Genomic DNA, 18,182 nt, shown 5'->3' with positions numbered 1-18,182 from the left:
AAGCGAAGCGGCGTAAATACGGCGGTTGTGCGATGAAGGAGTGCGTTCTTACCTGGGGAGATCTCGCCTTGTGCCTGAAAGGGCGACGGTGCAGACCGGAGCGAGAAGTCAGCAGAGGCCGTAGTAGTGAGGTGGTGTGGCCGGGAAGGCTAAAGCTGCCAGCGAAGGGCCGAAGGAATGGGAGGGCAAGCCCTCTGGTTCTCGGAAGTGAATAGCCTCAGATGTTCGCGTAAGTGAAGCTCGCCGAACGGTGGATAGGGTGAAGCCCGACAGGCCCAGGCAGCGAGGAATCAGTTTCGGTGAAGCAGACAACAGCGAACCTGGGTGTCGGGTCGGGAGCAACACAAGCCCGGCAACCTCAACCATTCCAACCGCCCGGTGCGGACCCGCATGCCGGGTGGTGTGGGAGGGGATCGGTCAGGTTAACTGACCGCCCCTATCCCGATTCTGTCGTTGCCGTTCCGTCGTATCAGGACTTCTTCGCGGTTTTCTTTTTCACGGTCTTTTTCTGCGCGCCCGATTTTTTCGCGGCGGCCGACTTCTTGCCGGTGTGGCCCGTTGCCTTGGCCTTGCCGCGATGCGTCTTGCCCTTGAGCTTCTTCGTCGACGGCGCGGGGCGTTCGACGCGCGGCTTCAGCGGCGGCACCGGATCGTTCCAGCTGAACGCGAGCATTTGCTGGCCGACATAGCCGCAGCGAAACTTCAGCGGCGTCGGATCGCCACCGTCACCGCGAATGCCGAGCCCATCGACGGTGACGATGTTGTCGACCTTCACGCGCTGCTTGCCCTGATCGAACGAATCGTTCCACGGCGTGATCGTCGCGTTGCTGCTGTCGAATGCATTCGGCGCGAAATCGACGCGCTCGAACGCGGACGACGTGCTGGCGATGAAGCTGCCGTGCGCCGCACAATCGGCGACGAGCGGATCGGCGTGCATGTCGTTGACGAATTTGTTGATCAGCTCGGAGCGCTGGTCGAGAAGGTCGGCGAAGACCGGTGCCGGAAGCGCAAGCGACAGGCCCGCGACACAGGCTGCCAGCTTGCCGAACGCCCGGAGAATCCGGAGCGAGGCGGGTGAGCTGTCCATCTGGTTATTGGTGAGGAGCGAATGAGGCATCGGGCAGATATAGAGGCCCGATGAAGAACAGGAGTTCAATCTTAGCGTAAAAAAGTCGTGCCGCAGTAGACGGCGCACTTTCTTGCGCCGAGCAGGCCGTGCACGATGCGCGTCGATGCGGCCCGGAACCGGGCCCGGTGCTCAGGCGCGCGGGCCGCCGAGGCGATAGCGTCGCACGTCGAAGGTCGTGACCCACGCAGGACGATAGACGGCGATGAGCGCGGTCGCCATCCCGGTGAACCATGCTTCGCCGAGCGCGAGCAGTGCGGTGTTCAGCAGATAGCCGGCCGGGATCACGACGGGGGTGCCGTCGGCAAGCGCGAGCTGGACACCGGCCGCGGCCGCGGCGACCGCGACGATCGCGATGGCCGGCGACAGGAATCCCTGGCCCGTGATGAACGAGGCGAGATTGTGCGGCAGCCATGCGAGCGCGGCGCGCTGCAGCAACGCCGATACGGCGACCGGTAATGCGCCGTAAACCAGATAGGTCAGGCCGACGCCTTGCCACGACGCGTCGAAGATGACTGCGGCGATGGCGGTGACGACGCCCATCGCAACGAGCGCGAGGGTCCAGTCGAATAGTGTGACGAGCAGCGTCGCGCCGAGCAGGTGCATGACGATGCCGTCGTCGAGCCACGCGTTCGAGGCCCACAGCACCGTGATCGCGGTGACGAGCGCGAGCCATACGTGCTGGAGCGTCGCATCCTGCAGCCGCACGAAGGGGCGATTCCAGAACGCGAGCGCGAGCAGGGCCGCGGCGGCGATCCAGCCACCGACGCCAATCCAGAACGGAAGCGGTGTGAAAAGAAAACCCATGTGTTCATATTACTCGTTGAGCATCAAAGGTGGGAATCCGCACATGTCGAGCGTCGCAATATCGAGACTGTCCGTCTAGCGTTCGCGGCGGAATCGTGCCGGCGGCTCGGCCGCGAGCTGCAATTCGTGCGTGCCGGCATGCTCGCCCGGCAGCGGGTACGGGCGGTCGCGACGTTGTGCGCGCAGCGGGACGGGGCCGCGCTCGCCGAGGGCCGGCTTGCGTGTGCAGTCGCGGCTGGCCAGCAGCACTTCGAGGTGGGGCGACAGCCAGCCGTTGTAGATCGCGACCGCGGCGGCGCGGTTTGCCGCACCGAGCTGCTGGAAGATGCTCGCAAGATGGATTTTCACGGTGCCTTCGCTGATGCCGAGCGTGCGCGCGATCATCTTGTTCGTGCTGCCGAGGTGAACGAAGCGCATGATCTGCGCTTGTCTCGGCGACAGCAGCCCGGCGGTCGGGCGACGGGGGAGCGATCCGGCAAGCGCCTGGAAATGGGCGTCGCGGCGGCCCGCGAGCGTCGACGTGGACGGCAGCAGGCTGAGCGCGATCGGCGGAATATAGTGGCCGCCGAGCAGCACCATTTCGAGTGCGCGAACGATCAGGTGCGGCCGCGTCGAATGCGGGATCACGCCTGCGACGCCGTAGTTGAAAAAGCGCTGGATCGACTGCGGCGTGGCTTCGTCGATCAGCATCGCGGCGGGCGTCGGCGAACAGGCGCTGCAGAGCGCCTGAAGCTCGCTGACCCTGCCGACATCCAGCCAGTCGATCGCGACGAGGTCGAAGCGCTGCGTGCGCAACAGGCGGCGCGCATGGAAGCCGTCGGGCGCGTCGTTGATACGGGCGTGACGGTCGATCTGCCGCAACAGGGCCTTCAGCCCGTCACGCCGCTCGGCGTCTGAGTTGAGCACCAGGAACCGCATAGTCAACCTCCATGGATGAGTCATTGATCTGCCGACGGGCATGCTGTGGGCCGAATAATGACAAATACCTTACACGATGTCTGCTTGGCCGAAAGGTCTAGGAGAAGTCCGAAATGTCGGGCGCGGGAGGTCGGATAAGAAAAAAGCCGCTCCGGCGGAACCGGGAGCGGCTTCGGACGCACAGGCCGTGCGGGCCTGTAGGGCGGATCAGTGGAAATGCGGCTGGGCGGGCGAGGCGTCTTCCGGCATTTCGGCGTGGACGATTTCGCCGAGCGGATCGGCGTAGAGCGGCACGCCGCAATCGTCGCAGTACTCGGGTTCGAAGCGGCCCGCGTGCCGGCGAATATCGGTGACGCCGCATTCCTTCAGCAGGCTGACGATTTCCTCGAGCGGCCCCTCGATCGGGGCTTCGCCCTCGAGCGTCGCGCTGTCGATCGACACGTCGCCGTTCTCGCGGCCATAAAGCGGCCATACGACGCCGTAGATCACGTCGTTGCTGCCGCGCCGCGTGAAGCCGACGCGATACTCGTCGATGCGCCGCTCGCCGAAGCCGGCGACGACGGCGCGCAGTTCCTGCGGCGCTGCACCAAGTGTGTCGAACAGATAACGAATCGCGGTGCGCACCGTGTGCGGGCGTATGCGTTCGTCCGCATCGCGGCATGCGGAGTAGTACGCGTCCGGAAGCAGGCACTCGAACTCGCATCCGGGCAGCGCGATCGACAGATTCGGGCCGCCCTGGGCCATCCATTGTTCGAGGCACTGGCCGCGCTCGATCCGGCTGCCGTGCTCTTCTTCCTGCCAGCGGAACAGCGGGGCGCCGGCCGGCGCCGCGACCACGGCGAGCAGGAAGCGCGGGTCGGCCAGGATCGGCGAGGTTTCGGGCAGGTCGCCGAAGTTGAGCTTGGCGGCGTGCTGGCCGAGTGCTGCGTGCGCGAGCTGCTGCGCGAGCCGATAGGTTTCGACGTGGTGCCGCGGCAACTGGTCGATGCTGTAGAGGAACGGCGCGAGCCCGACCAGCGTGCCGCTCGCGAGCACGTGCGCTTGGAGCTGCGTGCGCAGTGCGTCGGCGACATCGCCCTTCAGCGCGCCCGACGGAATCATGTAGCGCGTCCATGCGAGCACGGGCACCGCAACCAGCAGCGTGTCGTACGGCTGGCCGTCGTGTTCGACCACCATCGACTCGCTGTGCGTTTCGGCCATGTCGGCGAGTGCGCCGTATGCGTCGGGGTGATTTTGCTGAAGATGATCGAGCGCTGCGTCGAGCGTGGTCTGGTTGCCGTTGCGGATAATCTTGGCGAGCAGGGCGTCGAGCTTCGCTTCCCAGAAGCGATCCTCGATGCGGCTACCCGAGGCGAAGAGCGCAAGCGACAGGCCGACCAGCTTGTCGGCATCGGGGGGGAGGCGTTTGGCGATTCGCTGGCGCATGTTAAATACGTATAGAAAGAGGCGAAGAACCTCACATTCTAGTCCGTTCTGTGCGCTATAAGCGGTGTCGCGCCATCGTGCGGTCGGATGCCCGAAATTCGGGGCGCAAAAAAACTGCGCCAAACCCCTTGCGCGGAACGGCCAACGTGCCTAGAATCACGCCTCTTTCGCGCTGACGGCAACGCGGCGCGGAAGGGGAAGCGGAGTCGGCGGTGTGCTGCAGTGGGGGCGCGCTGGCGACGAAGGAAGAAGAACCCCGCAGTCGCAACGCTGAGTAGCAAAAAGTTGTTGACGCGCTGCGAAACACGGTTCATAATCTCGCTTCTCTGCTGCTGAAAACGCAGCGCTGCTGGAAGCGCCCGATGCCTCTCGCAGAATGCTCTTTAAAAACTAACAGCCGATAAGTGTGGGCGCTTGATGTGAGCGAGACCCGGTCCTCGGATCGGGATAGCAAAAGTATCAAGAGTCTCACACTAAAGTAAGTCAGGTTTATGAAGTAATTCATTGACCTGTCAGCTTTGAGTGAGCGACCGGTTCGAAAGAACCGAAAACAGTAACAGGTTTGAACTGAAGAGTTTGATCCTGGCTCAGATTGAACGCTGGCGGCATGCCTTACACATGCAAGTCGAACGGCAGCACGGGTGCTTGCACCTGGTGGCGAGTGGCGAACGGGTGAGTAATACATCGGAACATGTCCTGTAGTGGGGGATAGCCCGGCGAAAGCCGGATTAATACCGCATACGATCCACGGATGAAAGCGGGGGACCTTCGGGCCTCGCGCTATAGGGTTGGCCGATGGCTGATTAGCTAGTTGGTGGGGTAAAGGCCTACCAAGGCGACGATCAGTAGCTGGTCTGAGAGGACGACCAGCCACACTGGGACTGAGACACGGCCCAGACTCCTACGGGAGGCAGCAGTGGGGAATTTTGGACAATGGGCGAAAGCCTGATCCAGCAATGCCGCGTGTGTGAAGAAGGCCTTCGGGTTGTAAAGCACTTTTGTCCGGAAAGAAATCCTTGGCTCTAATACAGTCGGGGGATGACGGTACCGGAAGAATAAGCACCGGCTAACTACGTGCCAGCAGCCGCGGTAATACGTAGGGTGCAAGCGTTAATCGGAATTACTGGGCGTAAAGCGTGCGCAGGCGGTCTGTTAAGACAGATGTGAAATCCCCGGGCTCAACCTGGGAACTGCATTTGTGACTGGCAGGCTAGAGTATGGCAGAGGGGGGTAGAATTCCACGTGTAGCAGTGAAATGCGTAGAGATGTGGAGGAATACCGATGGCGAAGGCAGCCCCCTGGGCCAATACTGACGCTCATGCACGAAAGCGTGGGGAGCAAACAGGATTAGATACCCTGGTAGTCCACGCCCTAAACGATGTCAACTAGTTGTTGGGGATTCATTTCCTTAGTAACGTAGCTAACGCGTGAAGTTGACCGCCTGGGGAGTACGGTCGCAAGATTAAAACTCAAAGGAATTGACGGGGACCCGCACAAGCGGTGGATGATGTGGATTAATTCGATGCAACGCGAAAAACCTTACCTACCCTTGACATGGTCGGAATCCTGAAGAGATTCGGGAGTGCTCGAAAGAGAACCGGCGCACAGGTGCTGCATGGCTGTCGTCAGCTCGTGTCGTGAGATGTTGGGTTAAGTCCCGCAACGAGCGCAACCCTTGTCCTTAGTTGCTACGCAAGAGCACTCTAAGGAGACTGCCGGTGACAAACCGGAGGAAGGTGGGGATGACGTCAAGTCCTCATGGCCCTTATGGGTAGGGCTTCACACGTCATACAATGGTCGGAACAGAGGGTTGCCAACCCGCGAGGGGGAGCTAATCCCAGAAAACCGATCGTAGTCCGGATTGCACTCTGCAACTCGAGTGCATGAAGCTGGAATCGCTAGTAATCGCGGATCAGCATGCCGCGGTGAATACGTTCCCGGGTCTTGTACACACCGCCCGTCACACCATGGGAGTGGGTTTTACCAGAAGTGGCTAGTCTAACCGCAAGGAGGACGGTCACCACGGTAGGATTCATGACTGGGGTGAAGTCGTAACAAGGTAGCCGTATCGGAAGGTGCGGCTGGATCACCTCCTTTCCAGAGCTAGCTCGCCAGGTTGAGCGCTCACGCTTATCGGCTGTAAATCAAGACAGACTCAGGGGTCTGTAGCTCAGTCGGTTAGAGCACCGTCTTGATAAGGCGGGGGTCGTTGGTTCGAATCCAACCAGACCCACCAAGTTGTCTGGCGTGAAGAAACCTGGGGCGTCTCTGTATGGGGGCATAGCTCAGCTGGGAGAGCACCTGCTTTGCAAGCAGGGGGTCGTCGGTTCGATCCCGTCTGCCTCCACCAATCTTCAATGGGAAGCGTTTGGCTCACACGTAAGTGACGTGTGAGACGAGCATTTGCCATTGGCGATTGAGCCAGTCAGAGTGATGCAGGCAACTGTATCGGCTGTCGTTCTTTAACAATCTGGAAGAAGTAAGTAATTTGGATAGCGGAAGCGTCTTTGAGATGGACGTGGAAACTATCCGGGTTGTGATTGTATCGATGTATCTCAAGATGATTCGAACTTCATGTTCGACTCAATTGGAATACGGCACAACGCGAGAACTCAACCTGTAACGAGACAGACTCGTTATAGGGTCAAGCGAACAAGTGCATGTGGTGGATGCCTTGGCGATCACAGGCGATGAAGGACGCGGTAGCCTGCGAAAAGCCCCGGGGAGCTGGCAAACAAGCTTTGATCCGGGGATGTCCGAATGGGGAAACCCACTCCTTATGGAGTATCCATGGCTGAATACATAGGCCATGCGAAGCGAACGCGGTGAACTGAAACATCTAAGTAACCGCAGGAAAAGAAATCAACCGAGATTCCCAAAGTAGTGGCGAGCGAAATGGGATGAGCCTTGTACTCTTTATTTGTATTGTTAGCCGAACGCTCTGGAAAGTGCGGCCATAGCAGGTGATAGCCCTGTAGGCGAAAACAGTATGAAAGAACTAGGTGTACGACAAGTAGGGCGGGACACGTGAAATCCTGTCTGAAGATGGGGGGACCATCCTCCAAGGCTAAATACTCGTGATCGACCGATAGTGAACCAGTACCGTGAGGGAAAGGCGAAAAGAACCCCGGGAGGGGAGTGAAATAGATCCTGAAACCGCATGCATACAAACAGTCGGAGCCTCGCAAGGGGTGACGGCGTACCTTTTGTATAATGGGTCAGCGACTTACGTTCAGTAGCAAGCTTAACCGTATAGGGCAGGCGTAGCGAAAGCGAGTCCGAATAGGGCGTTCAGTTGCTGGGCGTAGACCCGAAACCAGGTGATCTATCCATGGCCAGGATGAAGGTGCGGTAACACGTACTGGAGGTCCGAACCCACTAACGTTGAAAAGTTAGGGGATGAGCTGTGGATAGGGGTGAAAGGCTAAACAAACCTGGAAATAGCTGGTTCTCTCCGAAAACTATTTAGGTAGTGCCTCGTGTCTCACCTTCGGGGGTAGAGCACTGTCATGGTTGGGGGGTCTATTGCAGATTACCCCGCCATAGCAAACTCCGAATACCGAAGAGTGCAATCACGGGAGACAGACATCGGGTGCTAACGTCCGGTGTCAAGAGGGAAACAACCCAGACCGCCAGCTAAGGTCCCCAAATATGGCTAAGTGGGAAACGAAGTGGGAAGGCTAAAACAGTCAGGAGGTTGGCTTAGAAGCAGCCACCCTTTAAAGAAAGCGTAATAGCTCACTGATCGAGTCGTCCTGCGCGGAAGATGTAACGGGGCTAAGCCATATACCGAAGCTGCGGATGCGAGCTTGCTCGCATGGTAGGAGAGCGTTCCGTAAGCCTGCGAAGGTGTCTTGTAAAGGATGCTGGAGGTATCGGAAGTGCGAATGCTGACATGAGTAGCGATAAAGGGGGTGAAAGGCCCCCTCGCCGTAAGCCCAAGGTTTCCTACGCAACGTTCATCGGCGTAGGGTGAGTCGGCCCCTAAGGCGAGGCAGAAATGCGTAGCTGATGGGAAGCAGGTCAATATTCCTGCACCATTGTTAGATGCGATGGGGGGACGGATCGCGGAAGGTTGTCCGGGTGTTGGAAGTCCCGGTCGCTGCATTGGAGAAGGCGCTTAGGCAAATCCGGGCGCAGGATTCAAGGGTGTGGCGCGAGCGACTTAGGTCGCGAAGCAATTGGAAGTGGTTCCAAGAAAAGCCTCTAAGCTTCAGTCTAACGATGACCGTACCGCAAACCGACACAGGTGGGCGAGATGAGTATTCTAAGGCGCTTGAGAGAACTCGGGAGAAGGAACTCGGCAAATTGGTACCGTAACTTCGGGATAAGGTACGCCCTTGTAGCTTGACCAGCCTGCGCTGGAAGGGTGAAGGGGTTGCAATAAACTGGTGGCTGCGACTGTTTAATAAAAACACAGCACTCTGCAAACACGAAAGTGGACGTATAGGGTGTGACGCCTGCCCGGTGCCGGAAGATTAAATGATGGGGTGCAAGCTCTTGATTGAAGTCCCGGTAAACGGCGGCCGTAACTATAACGGTCCTAAGGTAGCGAAATTCCTTGTCGGGTAAGTTCCGACCTGCACGAATGGCGTAACGATGGCCACACTGTCTCCTCCCGAGACTCAGCGAAGTTGAAGTGTTTGTGATGATGCAATCTACCCGCGGCTAGACGGAAAGACCCCATGAACCTTTACTGTAGCTTTGCATTGGACTTTGAACCGATCTGTGTAGGATAGGTGGGAGGCTATGAAACCGGAACGCTAGTTTCGGTGGAGCCGTCCTTGAAATACCACCCTGGTTTGTTTGAGGTTCTAACCTTGGTCCGTGATCCGGATCGGGGACAGTGCATGGTAGGCAGTTTGACTGGGGCGGTCTCCTCCCAAAGGGTAACGGAGGAGTACGAAGGTACGCTAGGTACGGTCGGAAATCGTGCTGATAGTGCAATGGCATAAGCGTGCTTAACTGCGAGACCGACAAGTCGAGCAGGTGCGAAAGCAGGTCATAGTGATCCGGTGGTTCTGTATGGAAGGGCCATCGCTCAACGGATAAAAGGTACTCTGGGGATAACAGGCTGATACCGCCCAAGAGTTCATATCGACGGCGGTGTTTGGCACCTCGATGTCGGCTCATCTCATCCTGGGGCTGTAGCCGGTCCCAAGGGTATGGCTGTTCGCCATTTAAAGAGGTACGTGAGCTGGGTTTAAAACGTCGTGAGACAGTTTGGTCCCTATCTGCCGTGGGCGTTGGATATTTGAAGGGGGCTGCTCCTAGTACGAGAGGACCGGAGTGGACGAACCTCTGGTGTACCGGTTGTGACGCCAGTCGCATCGCCGGGTAGCTATGTTCGGAAGAGATAACCGCTGAAAGCATCTAAGCGGGAAACTCGCCTTAAGATGAGATATCCCTGGAGGCTTGACCTCCTTGAAGGGTCGTTCGAGACCAGGACGTTGATAGGTCGGGTGTGTAAGCGCAGTAATGCGTTCAGCTAACCGATACTAATTGCCCGTAAGGCTTGATCCTATAACAAGTCTGTCTCGATAGCCGTTAGCGCTTCAGCGCTTACGGATATCGAGCGTCGAGTGCGAGGCACTCGACGTACTGCGGTTGAAGTACCGCGTATGTGTGAGATACAACCTCACAACCCAACCAAATTACTGCTTCTTCCAAGATTGGTTGCGCTGCGAAGCAACGCAACAACCCTCTTTGCCTGATGACCATAGCGAGTCGGTCCCACCCCTTCCCATCCCGAACAGGACCGTGAAACGACTCCACGCCGATGATAGTGCGGATTCCCGTGTGAAAGTAGGTAATCGTCAGGCTCCCTAAGCCAGAAACCCCCGCCCGAAAGGCGGGGGTTTTTGCATTTGTGGCGCGGAAAAGGGCGCAGCCAGCAGGCCGGCAGGACCGTCGATTTTCTCTGTCGTCGGAACAGACGCCATCGCTAACAGCCTCACCAGAACGAAACGACGCGATTTGATACGATCGAAACGTCACCGGCAGATCGCATCCGCCGGTGTTTCGTTCGAAATCAGGGCTTGAGAAGAGGGCGTGGAATGAATATCGGCGACGCGTCGCGCGAATCCGGGGTAAGCGCAAAAATGATCCGGTACTACGAACAGGTCGGTCTGCTGGCGCCGAGCAAGCGCAGCGATGCCGGCTACCGGCTCTACGGATCCGACGAAATCCATACGCTGCGCTTCATCCGGCAGGCGAGGCGGCTCGGTTTTCTCGTCGAGGATATCCGCAAGCTGCTGATGCTCTGGCAGGACCGTTCGCGCGCCAGCGCCGAGGTGAAGTCGATCGCACTCGAGCACGTCGCTGAACTCGACAAGCGCATCGCCGAGTTGACCGACATGCGCGACACGCTGGCCGACCTGGCCGCGCACTGCCATGGGGACGGCCGGCCCGAATGCCCGATTTTGGCGCGGCTGGCCGACCCGGTCGGTGAACCAGATTAGTGCACGTCCTCGACGTGTCAGAAGGTGCTTAACTCGATATCTATAAAAATCAAAGAGTTACAAGCGACGAAGGTGTGCACATTCCAGAATGGAATGGTTCCCATGCAAGCATTTCACTGGCTTCCTCGTGTGGCATCGCTATAATTCGGGATAACCCTATACGGGAAATCCCTGAATCTCGATTCGCCAGGGGTCCCCCTTCCTTGGAGAACATCATGATCGCCTACATCGTCGAAAAGCTGAGCAACTGGTTCGAATCCGCAGAGCGTGAGCGCCGTGAGGCCTACCTCGCCACGTCGTCGGACATCGTCCAGCTCGAGCAACGCATCCGTTCGCTCGAATCGAACGGCTACTCGCTGTAATCGCAGTTGCCGTCGGGTGCCGTGTGGCACCGATCGAGAAGCAAGCCCCGTATTGACGGGGCTTTGTTTTTTTGTGCGCCGAATCTGGCGAAATCGCGCGTGCGGCGCTATGGTATGGGCCTGTTTTTCAACCGAAAGGATAGGATCATGCGCCTGCGTCTCGATATGCGCCGCGTTTGCCGGGCACGGCTCGTTCTGGGCACGGCGGTGCTCGTCCACGGCATCGCGGCCGCGGCCGCGACGTCGTCGAAGCCGCTGATTCTCGATACCCAGCGTGGCATCCAGGACGGCAAGGGCGGATTGATGCTGCAAACGGCCCCGCTGTCGTCGGAGCCGATTGTCGAGCCGGCCGGCATGCGCGCGCCGGCGGGGCAGGGGGCGAACACGTCGATTCCGCTGTTCATCGCCCCGTATATCGACGTGCCGGGCGCGCAGCCCGCCGGTCGCCCAAGGCCGACACCGCGGCCGCAACTGCAGCCTTGATCGCGGCTCCGGCGCTCAGCCGCCGCGCTGCTCGATCTGGCAACGCGCGCCGCTGTCCTGTCCGAGCGCTTCCACCAGGTATGGCAGCGCGTCGTTCATGCTCTGCGCGAGCGTGTACGGCGGGTTCAGGATGAACATTCCGCTGCCGTAAAGACCAAGACCGTCAGCGGGCGGGTTCGATACCGTCAAGGTCAGATGCAGCCAGTTGTCCGGCTGCAGCCGCTTGAGCTGTTCGGCGAAACGCTGGGACTCCGTCCGCGCGACCTGCGGATACCAGATCGCATAGCAACCCGTCGCAAAACGCTTCAGACACTCGGACACACAAGTCACCGTGCGCGCGTAGTCCTTCTTGTCCTCGTACGACGGGTCGATCAGCACGAGGGCGCGCCTCGGCGGCGGCGGCAGCAGCGCCTTGATGCCCTCGAAACCGTCGCCGGCAAAGATCATCGCGCGGCGCCCCGCGTCGCGGAAATTGTGGCGCAGCACGTCGATTTCGGTCGTGTGCATCTCGAACAGACGCATCCGGTCCTGCTCGCGCATCAGCCGCCATGCGAGATACGGCGAACCCGGGTAGAAGCGCAGTTCGCCGTCGTCGTTCAGCGCGCGCACTTCGTCGAGATACTCGCCCAGCGCAGTCGGCAGATTCTTGTCGTTCCACAGCCGGCCGATACCGGTGTCGTATTCGACGGTCTTCGCGGCATAGCCGTCGCGCAGCGAATACACGCCGGCGCCGGCGTGCGTGTCGATATACCAGTACGACTTGTCTTTCTTGTTCAGGTAGCGCAGCAGCTGGACGACGACGGTGTGCTTGAGCACATCCGCGTGGTTGCCTGCGTGAAAACCGTGACGATAGCTGAGCATGGCGGGCTGCCTGAAACAGAGGGTGAATCGGTAAGCGATCGATCGTGCGCGGCCCCCGGGGCAGCGCCGATGCGGCCGCGTATTGTACGCGAGTGGTACGCGAGTGGCCGCGAATCGCCTTACTCGTACGCGTCGCCGACCACGGTCTCGATCCGTTGCTTCACGTCGGGCGTCAGCTTCCCGGCGACGTCGAGCGCGGCCATGTTGTCGGCGATCTGTTCGATTCGCGATGCGCCCGTGATCACCGAACTCACGCGCGGATTCGCGAGCACCCATGCGATCGCGAGCTGGCCGGTGCTGCAGCCGAGCTCGGTCGCGATCTCGCCGAGCCGTTCGACCACCGCGTTGCTGCCGGGATCGGTCAGGCGCTCGCGCAGCCAGTCGTAGCCCTGTACTTCCGCCCGGCTGCCCGGCGGCACGCCGTTCCGGTATTTGCCGGTGAGCAGGCCCGACGCCAGCGGGCTCCAGGTCGTCAGGCCGAGGCCGTAATCGTCGTAGAGCCGCGCATATTCCTGCTCGACCCGCGTGCGATGGAACAGGTTGTACTGCGGCTGCTCGACGACCGGCCGGTGCAGGTGATGGCGCTCGGCAATCTCGTACGCGGCGCGGATCTCGTCGGCGCTCCATTCCGACGTGCCCCAGTACAGCGCCTTGCCGCGCGTGATCATGTCGCTCATGGCCCACACGGTTTCGTCGATCGGCGTATGCGGATCGGGGCGATGGCAGTAGACGAGATCGACGTAGTCGAGCTGAAGCCGGCGCAGTGAACCGTCGATCGCGTTCAGCAGGTATTTGCGGTTCAGCGTGTGGTGCTGGTTCGGCCCTTGCGCGAGGCCCCAGAAGAATTTCGTCGACACGATGTAGCTGACGCGCGGCCAGCCGAGCGCCTTGAACGCGTGGCCCATGATCTCCTCGGACTGGCCGCCCGCATAGACCTCGGCGTTGTCGAAGAAATTGACGCCTGCGTCCCGCGCCGCGGCGAGACATTCGCGTGCGCGCCGCTGGTCGACCTGATTGCCGTACGTGACCCACGAGCCGAGCGAAAGGGCGCTGATCTGCAGGCCGGAGCGGCCCAGTCGTCGATAGTCCATGCGACTCTCCTGCATGACGAAGCCGACCTTAAGCTTAGACGTTTTGCGCGCGAACGGCAGGGGCGATCGTGCACAATAGCGGCTGGTTCGCCGGCGTGCCCGCGTGACGGATGCGGATGCGGCGGGCGTGTGCTTTATCGATCCGATCACTGAAGGAGACGGGCATGGCAGCAGATCTGAGCGGCAAGACCGCAGTCGTCACGGGCGCCGCGAGCGGCATCGGCAAGGAAATCGCGCTGGAACTCGCGAAGGCGGGCGCGGCGGTCGCGATCGCCGACCTGAACCAGGACGGCGCGAACGCCGTTGCCGACGAGATCGTCAAGGCGGGCGGCAAGGCGATCGGCGTGGCGATGGACGTGACCAACGAGGAAGCCGTCAACAGCGGCATCGACAAGGTGGCCGACACCTTCGGCTCGGTCGACATCCTCGTGTCGAACGCGGGCATCCAGATCGTCAACCCGATCGAGAACTACTCGTTCGCCGACTGGAAGAAGATGCAGGCGATCCACGTCGACGGCGCGTTCCTGACGACGAAGGCCGCGCTCAAGCACATGTACAAGGACGATCGCGGCGGCGTCGTGATCTACATGGGCTCGGTGCACTCGCACGAAGCATCGCCGCTGAAGTCGGCGTACGTGACGGCCAAGCACGGCCTGCTGGGCTTGGCGCGCGTGCTGGCGAAGGAAGGCGCGAAGCACAACGTGCGCTCGCACGTCGTGTGTCCGGGATTCGTGCGCACGCCGCTGGTCGACAAGCAGATTCCCGAGCAGGCGAAGGAACTGGGCATCAGCGAAGAGGAAGTGATCAAGAAGGTGATGCTGGGCAACACGGTCGACGGCGTGTTCACGACGGTGCAGGACGTCGCGCAGACGGTGCTGTTCCTGTCGGCATTCCCGAGCGCGGCGCTGACCGGACAGTCGGTGGTCGTCAGCCACGGCTGGTTCATGCAGTAAGCCGGATGCGTCGCGGGCGGCACGCATGCCTTGCGACGACGACGGAAATGAAAAAACGCGCTCCGTGGAGCGCGTTTTCCATTTCGGCAGGGCGGGGCCGATCGCGGCCGGCGCCCGCTGGAGCCGATGATTTACTTCAGCACCGTCGCGACTGCGTTGGCGACGACGTCGAGGTTGCGCGTGTTCAGCGCAGCGACGCAGATCCGGCCCGTGGCGACGGCGTAGATGCCGAACTCTTCGCGCAGGCGGTCGACTTGCGCGGCGGTCAGGCCCGAATACGAGAACATGCCGCGCTGCGCATTGATGAAGCTAAAGTCGCGATCGACGCCGCTCGCCTTCAGGCGCTCGACGAGGCCGTTGCGCATCGCGCGGATGCGATCGCGCATTTCGCCGAGTTCCTGCACCCATGCAGCGTGCAGTTCCGGCGACGCGAGCACCGCAGCGACCACCGCGCCGCCGTGAGTCGGCGGGTTCGAGTAGTTCGTGCGGATCACGCGCTTCAGCTGCGACAGCACGCGAGCGGCTTCGTCCTTGCTCGACGTGATGATCGACAGCGCGCCGACGCGTTCGCCGTACAGCGAGAACGACTTCGAGAACGACGACGACACGAATGCACTCAGGTCGGCCGCGGCAAACAGGCGCACGGCAGCTGCATCGGCCTCGATGCTCTCGCCGAAGCCCTGGTACGCGATGTCGAGGAACGGCACGAGGTTGCGCGCCTTGACGACGTCGACGACCTGCTGCCATTGCGCTTCGGTCAGGTCCACGCCGGTCGGGTTGTGGCAGCACGCGTGCAGCACGACGATCGTGCCGGCCGCGTAGCCGTTCAGCGCCGACAGCATGCCTTCGAAGTTCACGCCGTTGGTGGCCGCGTCGTAGTACGGATACGCGACGACCTCGAAACCGGCCGCTTCGAACAGCGCGCGGTGGTTTTCCCAGCTCGGATCGCTGATCGCGACCTTCGCGTTCGGGTTCACGGTGCGCAGGAAATCCGCGCCGATCTTCAGCGCGCCGGTGCCGCCCAGTGCCTGCGCCGTGACCACGCGACCCGCCGCGATCAGCGGCGAATCGTTGCCGAGCAGCAGCTTCTGCACGGCCGCGTCGTACGCGGCGATCCCGTCGATCGGCAGGTAGCCGCGCGGCAGGCCGGCGTCGACGCGAGCCTTCTCCGCGTCGCGAACCGCGCGCAGCAGCGGAATCTTGCCGTCCTCGTTCGTGTACACGCCGACGCCGAGGTTGACCTTGGTCGGACGCGTATCGGCGTTGAAGGCTTCGTTCAGGCCCAGGATCGGGTCGCGGGGAGCAAGCTGGACAGCGGAGAAGAGCGACATGATGATTCGGCAGTAGTGAAAAGAGGGTCAGGCTTTCAACCGGCGGGGCGGGCGCAGCGGAGCGCGCGGACAGCCACGACACCGGAAAGCGCAGCAGCCTGACATTGTAGCGAATTCACGCAGGCGCGACGCGCACAATCACGATTTCGGGCCCCGGCCGCGCGGCAGGAGCCGACAGCAGTTCGACCGGCCGCGAAGCGCTAGAATAGTTTTTTTGCCTACGCTGCGGCTGCACTCCATGTCAGAACATCATGCCGAAGTCGGCGACGCGCTCGACGAATCGAAATTCGTGACTTTCGAAGGCTCGCCGTTCCAGCTCTATCAACCGTATCCCCCCGCCGGCGACCAGCCGACCGCGATCGACACGCTCGTCGAAGGCGTCGAGGACGGCCTCGCGTTCCAGACGCTGCTCGGCGTGACGGGCTCGGGCAAGACCTTCACGATGGCGAACACGATCGCGCGGCTCGGCCGCCCGGCGATCGTGTTCGCGCCGAACAAGACGCTCGCCGCGCAGCTCTACGCGGAGTTCCGCGAGTTCTTTCCACGCAACGCGGTCGAGTACTTCGTGTCGTACTACGACTACTACCAGCCTGAGGCGTATGTGCCGCAGCGCGACCTGTTCATCGAGAAGGACTCGTCGATCAACGAGCATATCGAGCAGATGCGGCTGTCGGCGACCAAGAGTCTGATGGAGCGCCGCGACGTGGTGATCGTCGCGACGGTGTCCGCGATCTACGGTATCGGCAATCCGTCCGAATACCACCAGATGATCCTGACGCTGCGCACCGGCGACAAGCTGGGCCAGCGCGAAGTGATCGCGCGGCTGATCGCGATGCAGTACACGCGCAACGAACAGGATTTCCAGCGCGGCACGTTCCGCGTGCGCGGCGACACGATCGACATCTTCCCGGCCGAACACGCGGAGATGGCCGTGCGCGTCGAGCTGTTCGACGACGAGGTCGACACGCTGCAGCTGTTCGACCCGCTGACCGGCCGCGTGCGGCAGAAGATCCCGCGCTTCACCGTCTATCCGTCGTCGCACTACGTGACGCCGCGCGACACCGTGATGCGCGCGGTCGAGACGATCAAGGAGGAGCTGCGCGAGCGGCTCGAGTTCTTCCATCGCGACGGCAAGCTGGTCGAGGCGCAGCGCCTCGAGCAGCGCACCCGCTTCGATCTCGAGATGCTGCAAGAGCTCGGCTTCTGCAAGGGCATCGAGAACTATTCGCGGCATTTCTCGGGCGCGGCGCCCGGCGAGCCGCCGCCGACGCTGGTCGACTATCTGCCGCCCGATGCGCTGATGCTGCTCGACGAATCGCACGTGCTGATCGGCCAGTTGAACGGGATGTACAACGGCGACCGCGCGCGCAAGGAGAATCTCGTCAACTACGGGTTCCGGCTGCCGTCGGCGCTCGACAACCGGCCGCTCAAGTTCCATGAATTCGAGCGCAAGATGCGCCAGGTGGTGTTCGTGTCGGCCACGCCGGCCGATTACGAGCAGCGCGTGACAGGGCAGGTCGCCGAGCAGGTCGTGCGGCCGACCGGCCTCGTCGATCCGGAAATCGAAGTGCGCCCGGCGAGCTCGCAGGTCGACGACGTGCTGGCCGAGATCAACGCGCGCGTGAAGGCCGGCGAGCGCGTGCTGATCACCGTGCTGACCAAGCGGATGGCCGAGCAGCTGACCGAATTCCTTGCCGACCACGGCGTCAAGGTGCGCTACCTGCACAGCGACATCGACACGGTCGAGCGCGTCGAGATCATCCGCGACCTGCGGCTCGGCACGTTCGACGTGCTGGTCGGGATCAACCTGCTGCGCGAGGGTCTCGACATTCCGGAGGTGTCGCTCGTCGCGATCCTCGACGCGGACAAGGAGGGCTTCCTGCGCGCCGAGCGCTCGCTGATCCAGACGATCGGCCGCGCGGCGCGCAACGTGAACGGCAAGGCGATTCTCTATGCCGACAACATGACCGACTCGATGAAGCGCGCGATCGGCGAGACCGAGCGGCGCCGCGCGAAGCAGATCGCGTACAACGAGCAGATGGGCATCACGCCGCGCGGCGTCGTCAAGCGCATCAAGGACATCATCGACGGCGTGTACAACGCCGACGAAGCGCGCGCGGAGCTGAAGGAGGCGCAGCAGCGCGCGAAATTCGAAGACATGTCGGAGAAGCAGCTCGCGAAGGAAATCAAGCGCCTCGAAAAGCAGATGGCCGATTACGCGAAGAACCTCGAGTTCGAGAAGGCCGCGGCGACCCGCGACCAGCTCGCGCTGCTGCGCGAGCGTGTGTTCGGCGCGAATGTCGGCGATCACGTGAGCGGCGGCCGGTAAATCTTTCCATGCGTCACCGAAACCGGACGGTAACA

The 18,182-nt window shown here is 61.3% G+C and carries 12 protein-coding genes, 2 tRNA genes and 3 rRNA genes; 10 read left to right on the top strand and 7 right to left on the bottom strand.

The features are described from left to right. Window positions 1-469: 469 nt before the first annotated feature. From WS57_RS29965 to WS57_RS29950, 4 genes are all read right to left on the bottom strand, one after another. Window positions 470-1,117, bottom strand: a complete 648-nt coding sequence (locus tag WS57_RS29965) for a BspC domain-containing protein (RefSeq protein ID WP_059514587.1) — start codon at window positions 1,115-1,117, stop codon at window positions 470-472. A gap of 141 nt (window positions 1,118-1,258) precedes the next feature. Continuing rightward, complete coding sequence (locus tag WS57_RS29960) at window positions 1,259-1,933, bottom strand: energy-coupling factor ABC transporter permease (protein ID WP_009688976.1); 675 nt, start codon at window positions 1,931-1,933, stop codon at window positions 1,259-1,261. A gap of 75 nt (window positions 1,934-2,008) precedes the next feature. Further along, complete coding sequence (locus WS57_RS29955; RefSeq protein WP_009688977.1) at window positions 2,009-2,851, bottom strand: response regulator transcription factor; 843 nt, start codon at window positions 2,849-2,851, stop codon at window positions 2,009-2,011. A 207-nt stretch (window positions 2,852-3,058) separates the two neighbouring features. Beyond that, a complete protein-coding gene (locus WS57_RS29950) occupies window positions 3,059-4,276 on the bottom strand; it encodes a DUF2863 family protein (protein WP_009688978.1) in 1,218 nt (405 codons plus the stop codon). A gap of 564 nt (window positions 4,277-4,840) precedes the next feature. Between WS57_RS29950 and WS57_RS29945 the strand changes: the two genes are divergently transcribed. The 8 genes from WS57_RS29945 (at window position 4,841) to WS57_RS29910 (ending at window position 11,582) form a co-directional block, all read left to right on the top strand. Further along, a 16S ribosomal RNA gene (locus WS57_RS29945) occupies window positions 4,841-6,373 on the top strand. A 62-nt stretch (window positions 6,374-6,435) separates the two neighbouring features. Next, a tRNA-Ile gene (locus WS57_RS29940) sits at window positions 6,436-6,512 on the top strand. A 38-nt stretch (window positions 6,513-6,550) separates the two neighbouring features. Next, window positions 6,551-6,626 (top strand) — tRNA-Ala (locus WS57_RS29935). A gap of 292 nt (window positions 6,627-6,918) precedes the next feature. Beyond that, window positions 6,919-9,799: ribosomal RNA gene (locus tag WS57_RS29930) — 23S ribosomal RNA — on the top strand. A 186-nt stretch (window positions 9,800-9,985) separates the two neighbouring features. Continuing rightward, window positions 9,986-10,098, top strand: a 5S ribosomal RNA gene (gene rrf, locus WS57_RS29920). Together the 16S, 23S and 5S rRNA genes with 2 tRNA genes alongside form the textbook arrangement of a ribosomal RNA operon. 234 nt (window positions 10,099-10,332) lie before the next feature. After that, window positions 10,333-10,737 (top strand): Cu(I)-responsive transcriptional regulator, encoded by a 405-nt coding sequence (cueR, locus tag WS57_RS29915; RefSeq protein WP_009687218.1) that lies wholly within the window; start codon window positions 10,333-10,335, stop codon window positions 10,735-10,737. A gap of 215 nt (window positions 10,738-10,952) precedes the next feature. After that, the gene (locus tag WS57_RS36435) at window positions 10,953-11,099 is read left to right on the top strand and encodes a DUF3563 family protein (RefSeq protein ID WP_009687219.1); all 147 of its coding nucleotides are present in this window, start codon (window positions 10,953-10,955) and stop codon (window positions 11,097-11,099) included. Window positions 11,100-11,246: 147 nt separating this feature from the next. Beyond that, complete coding sequence (locus tag WS57_RS29910; protein WP_059603728.1) at window positions 11,247-11,582, top strand: hypothetical protein; 336 nt, start codon at window positions 11,247-11,249, stop codon at window positions 11,580-11,582. A 15-nt stretch (window positions 11,583-11,597) separates the two neighbouring features. Here WS57_RS29910 and WS57_RS29905 read toward each other — a convergent pair whose 3' ends face one another. Next, window positions 11,598-12,443, bottom strand: coding sequence for a 23S rRNA (adenine(2030)-N(6))-methyltransferase RlmJ (locus WS57_RS29905; RefSeq protein WP_009687221.1), 846 nt, complete (start codon window positions 12,441-12,443; stop codon window positions 11,598-11,600). 119 nt (window positions 12,444-12,562) lie between these two features. Next, entirely contained in the window at window positions 12,563-13,534 is a 972-nt protein-coding gene (locus WS57_RS29900) for a potassium channel beta subunit family protein (protein ID WP_009687222.1), read from the bottom strand. A gap of 164 nt (window positions 13,535-13,698) precedes the next feature. Between WS57_RS29900 and WS57_RS29895 the strand changes: the two genes are divergently transcribed. After that, the gene (locus WS57_RS29895; protein ID WP_069245233.1) at window positions 13,699-14,487 is read left to right on the top strand and encodes a 3-hydroxybutyrate dehydrogenase; all 789 of its coding nucleotides are present in this window, start codon (window positions 13,699-13,701) and stop codon (window positions 14,485-14,487) included. Between the two features lie 131 nt (window positions 14,488-14,618). On the opposite strand, the gene WS57_RS29890 is transcribed toward WS57_RS29895, so the two are convergent. Next, on the bottom strand, window positions 14,619-15,818 hold the full coding sequence (locus WS57_RS29890) for an amino acid aminotransferase (RefSeq protein WP_009695535.1): 1,200 nt from the start codon (window positions 15,816-15,818) through the stop codon (window positions 14,619-14,621). 238 nt (window positions 15,819-16,056) lie between these two features. On the opposite strand from WS57_RS29890, the gene uvrB reads away from it, so the two are divergent. Further along, window positions 16,057-18,147 (top strand): excinuclease ABC subunit UvrB, encoded by a 2,091-nt coding sequence (gene uvrB / locus WS57_RS29885; protein ID WP_040127836.1) that lies wholly within the window; start codon window positions 16,057-16,059, stop codon window positions 18,145-18,147. Window positions 18,148-18,182: the final 35 nt, after the last annotated feature.

Source organism: Burkholderia pseudomultivorans, from assembly GCF_001718415.1.
Taxonomy (GTDB): domain Bacteria; phylum Pseudomonadota; class Gammaproteobacteria; order Burkholderiales; family Burkholderiaceae; genus Burkholderia; species Burkholderia pseudomultivorans_A.
The sequence above is the reverse complement of the archived record's forward strand: the minus strand, read 5'-3'. Positions and strand labels throughout refer to the sequence as shown.

What these genes read in the sequence shown, in the direction of transcription:
- WS57_RS29950 (WP_009688978.1), bottom strand. Translation starts at nt 4,276, where the DNA reads ATGCGCCAGCGAATCGCCAAACGCCTCCCCCCCGATGCCGACAAGCTG.
- WS57_RS29900 (WP_009687222.1), bottom strand. Translation starts at nt 13,534, where the DNA reads ATGGACTATCGACGACTGGGCCGCTCCGGCCTGCAGATCAGCGCCCTT.
- WS57_RS36435 (WP_009687219.1), top strand. Translation starts at nt 10,953, where the DNA reads ATGATCGCCTACATCGTCGAAAAGCTGAGCAACTGGTTCGAATCCGCA.
- WS57_RS29965 (WP_059514587.1), bottom strand. Translation starts at nt 1,117, where the DNA reads ATGCCTCATTCGCTCCTCACCAATAACCAGATGGACAGCTCACCCGCC.
- WS57_RS29910 (WP_059603728.1), top strand. Translation starts at nt 11,247, where the DNA reads ATGCGCCTGCGTCTCGATATGCGCCGCGTTTGCCGGGCACGGCTCGTT.
- WS57_RS29960 (WP_009688976.1), bottom strand. Translation starts at nt 1,933, where the DNA reads ATGGGTTTTCTTTTCACACCGCTTCCGTTCTGGATTGGCGTCGGTGGC.
- cueR (WP_009687218.1), top strand. Translation starts at nt 10,333, where the DNA reads ATGAATATCGGCGACGCGTCGCGCGAATCCGGGGTAAGCGCAAAAATG.
- WS57_RS29955 (WP_009688977.1), bottom strand. Translation starts at nt 2,851, where the DNA reads ATGCGGTTCCTGGTGCTCAACTCAGACGCCGAGCGGCGTGACGGGCTG.
- WS57_RS29895 (WP_069245233.1), top strand. Translation starts at nt 13,699, where the DNA reads ATGGCAGCAGATCTGAGCGGCAAGACCGCAGTCGTCACGGGCGCCGCG.
- WS57_RS29905 (WP_009687221.1), bottom strand. Translation starts at nt 12,443, where the DNA reads ATGCTCAGCTATCGTCACGGTTTTCACGCAGGCAACCACGCGGATGTG.
- uvrB (WP_040127836.1), top strand. Translation starts at nt 16,057, where the DNA reads ATGTCAGAACATCATGCCGAAGTCGGCGACGCGCTCGACGAATCGAAA.
- WS57_RS29890 (WP_009695535.1), bottom strand. Translation starts at nt 15,818, where the DNA reads ATGTCGCTCTTCTCCGCTGTCCAGCTTGCTCCCCGCGACCCGATCCTG.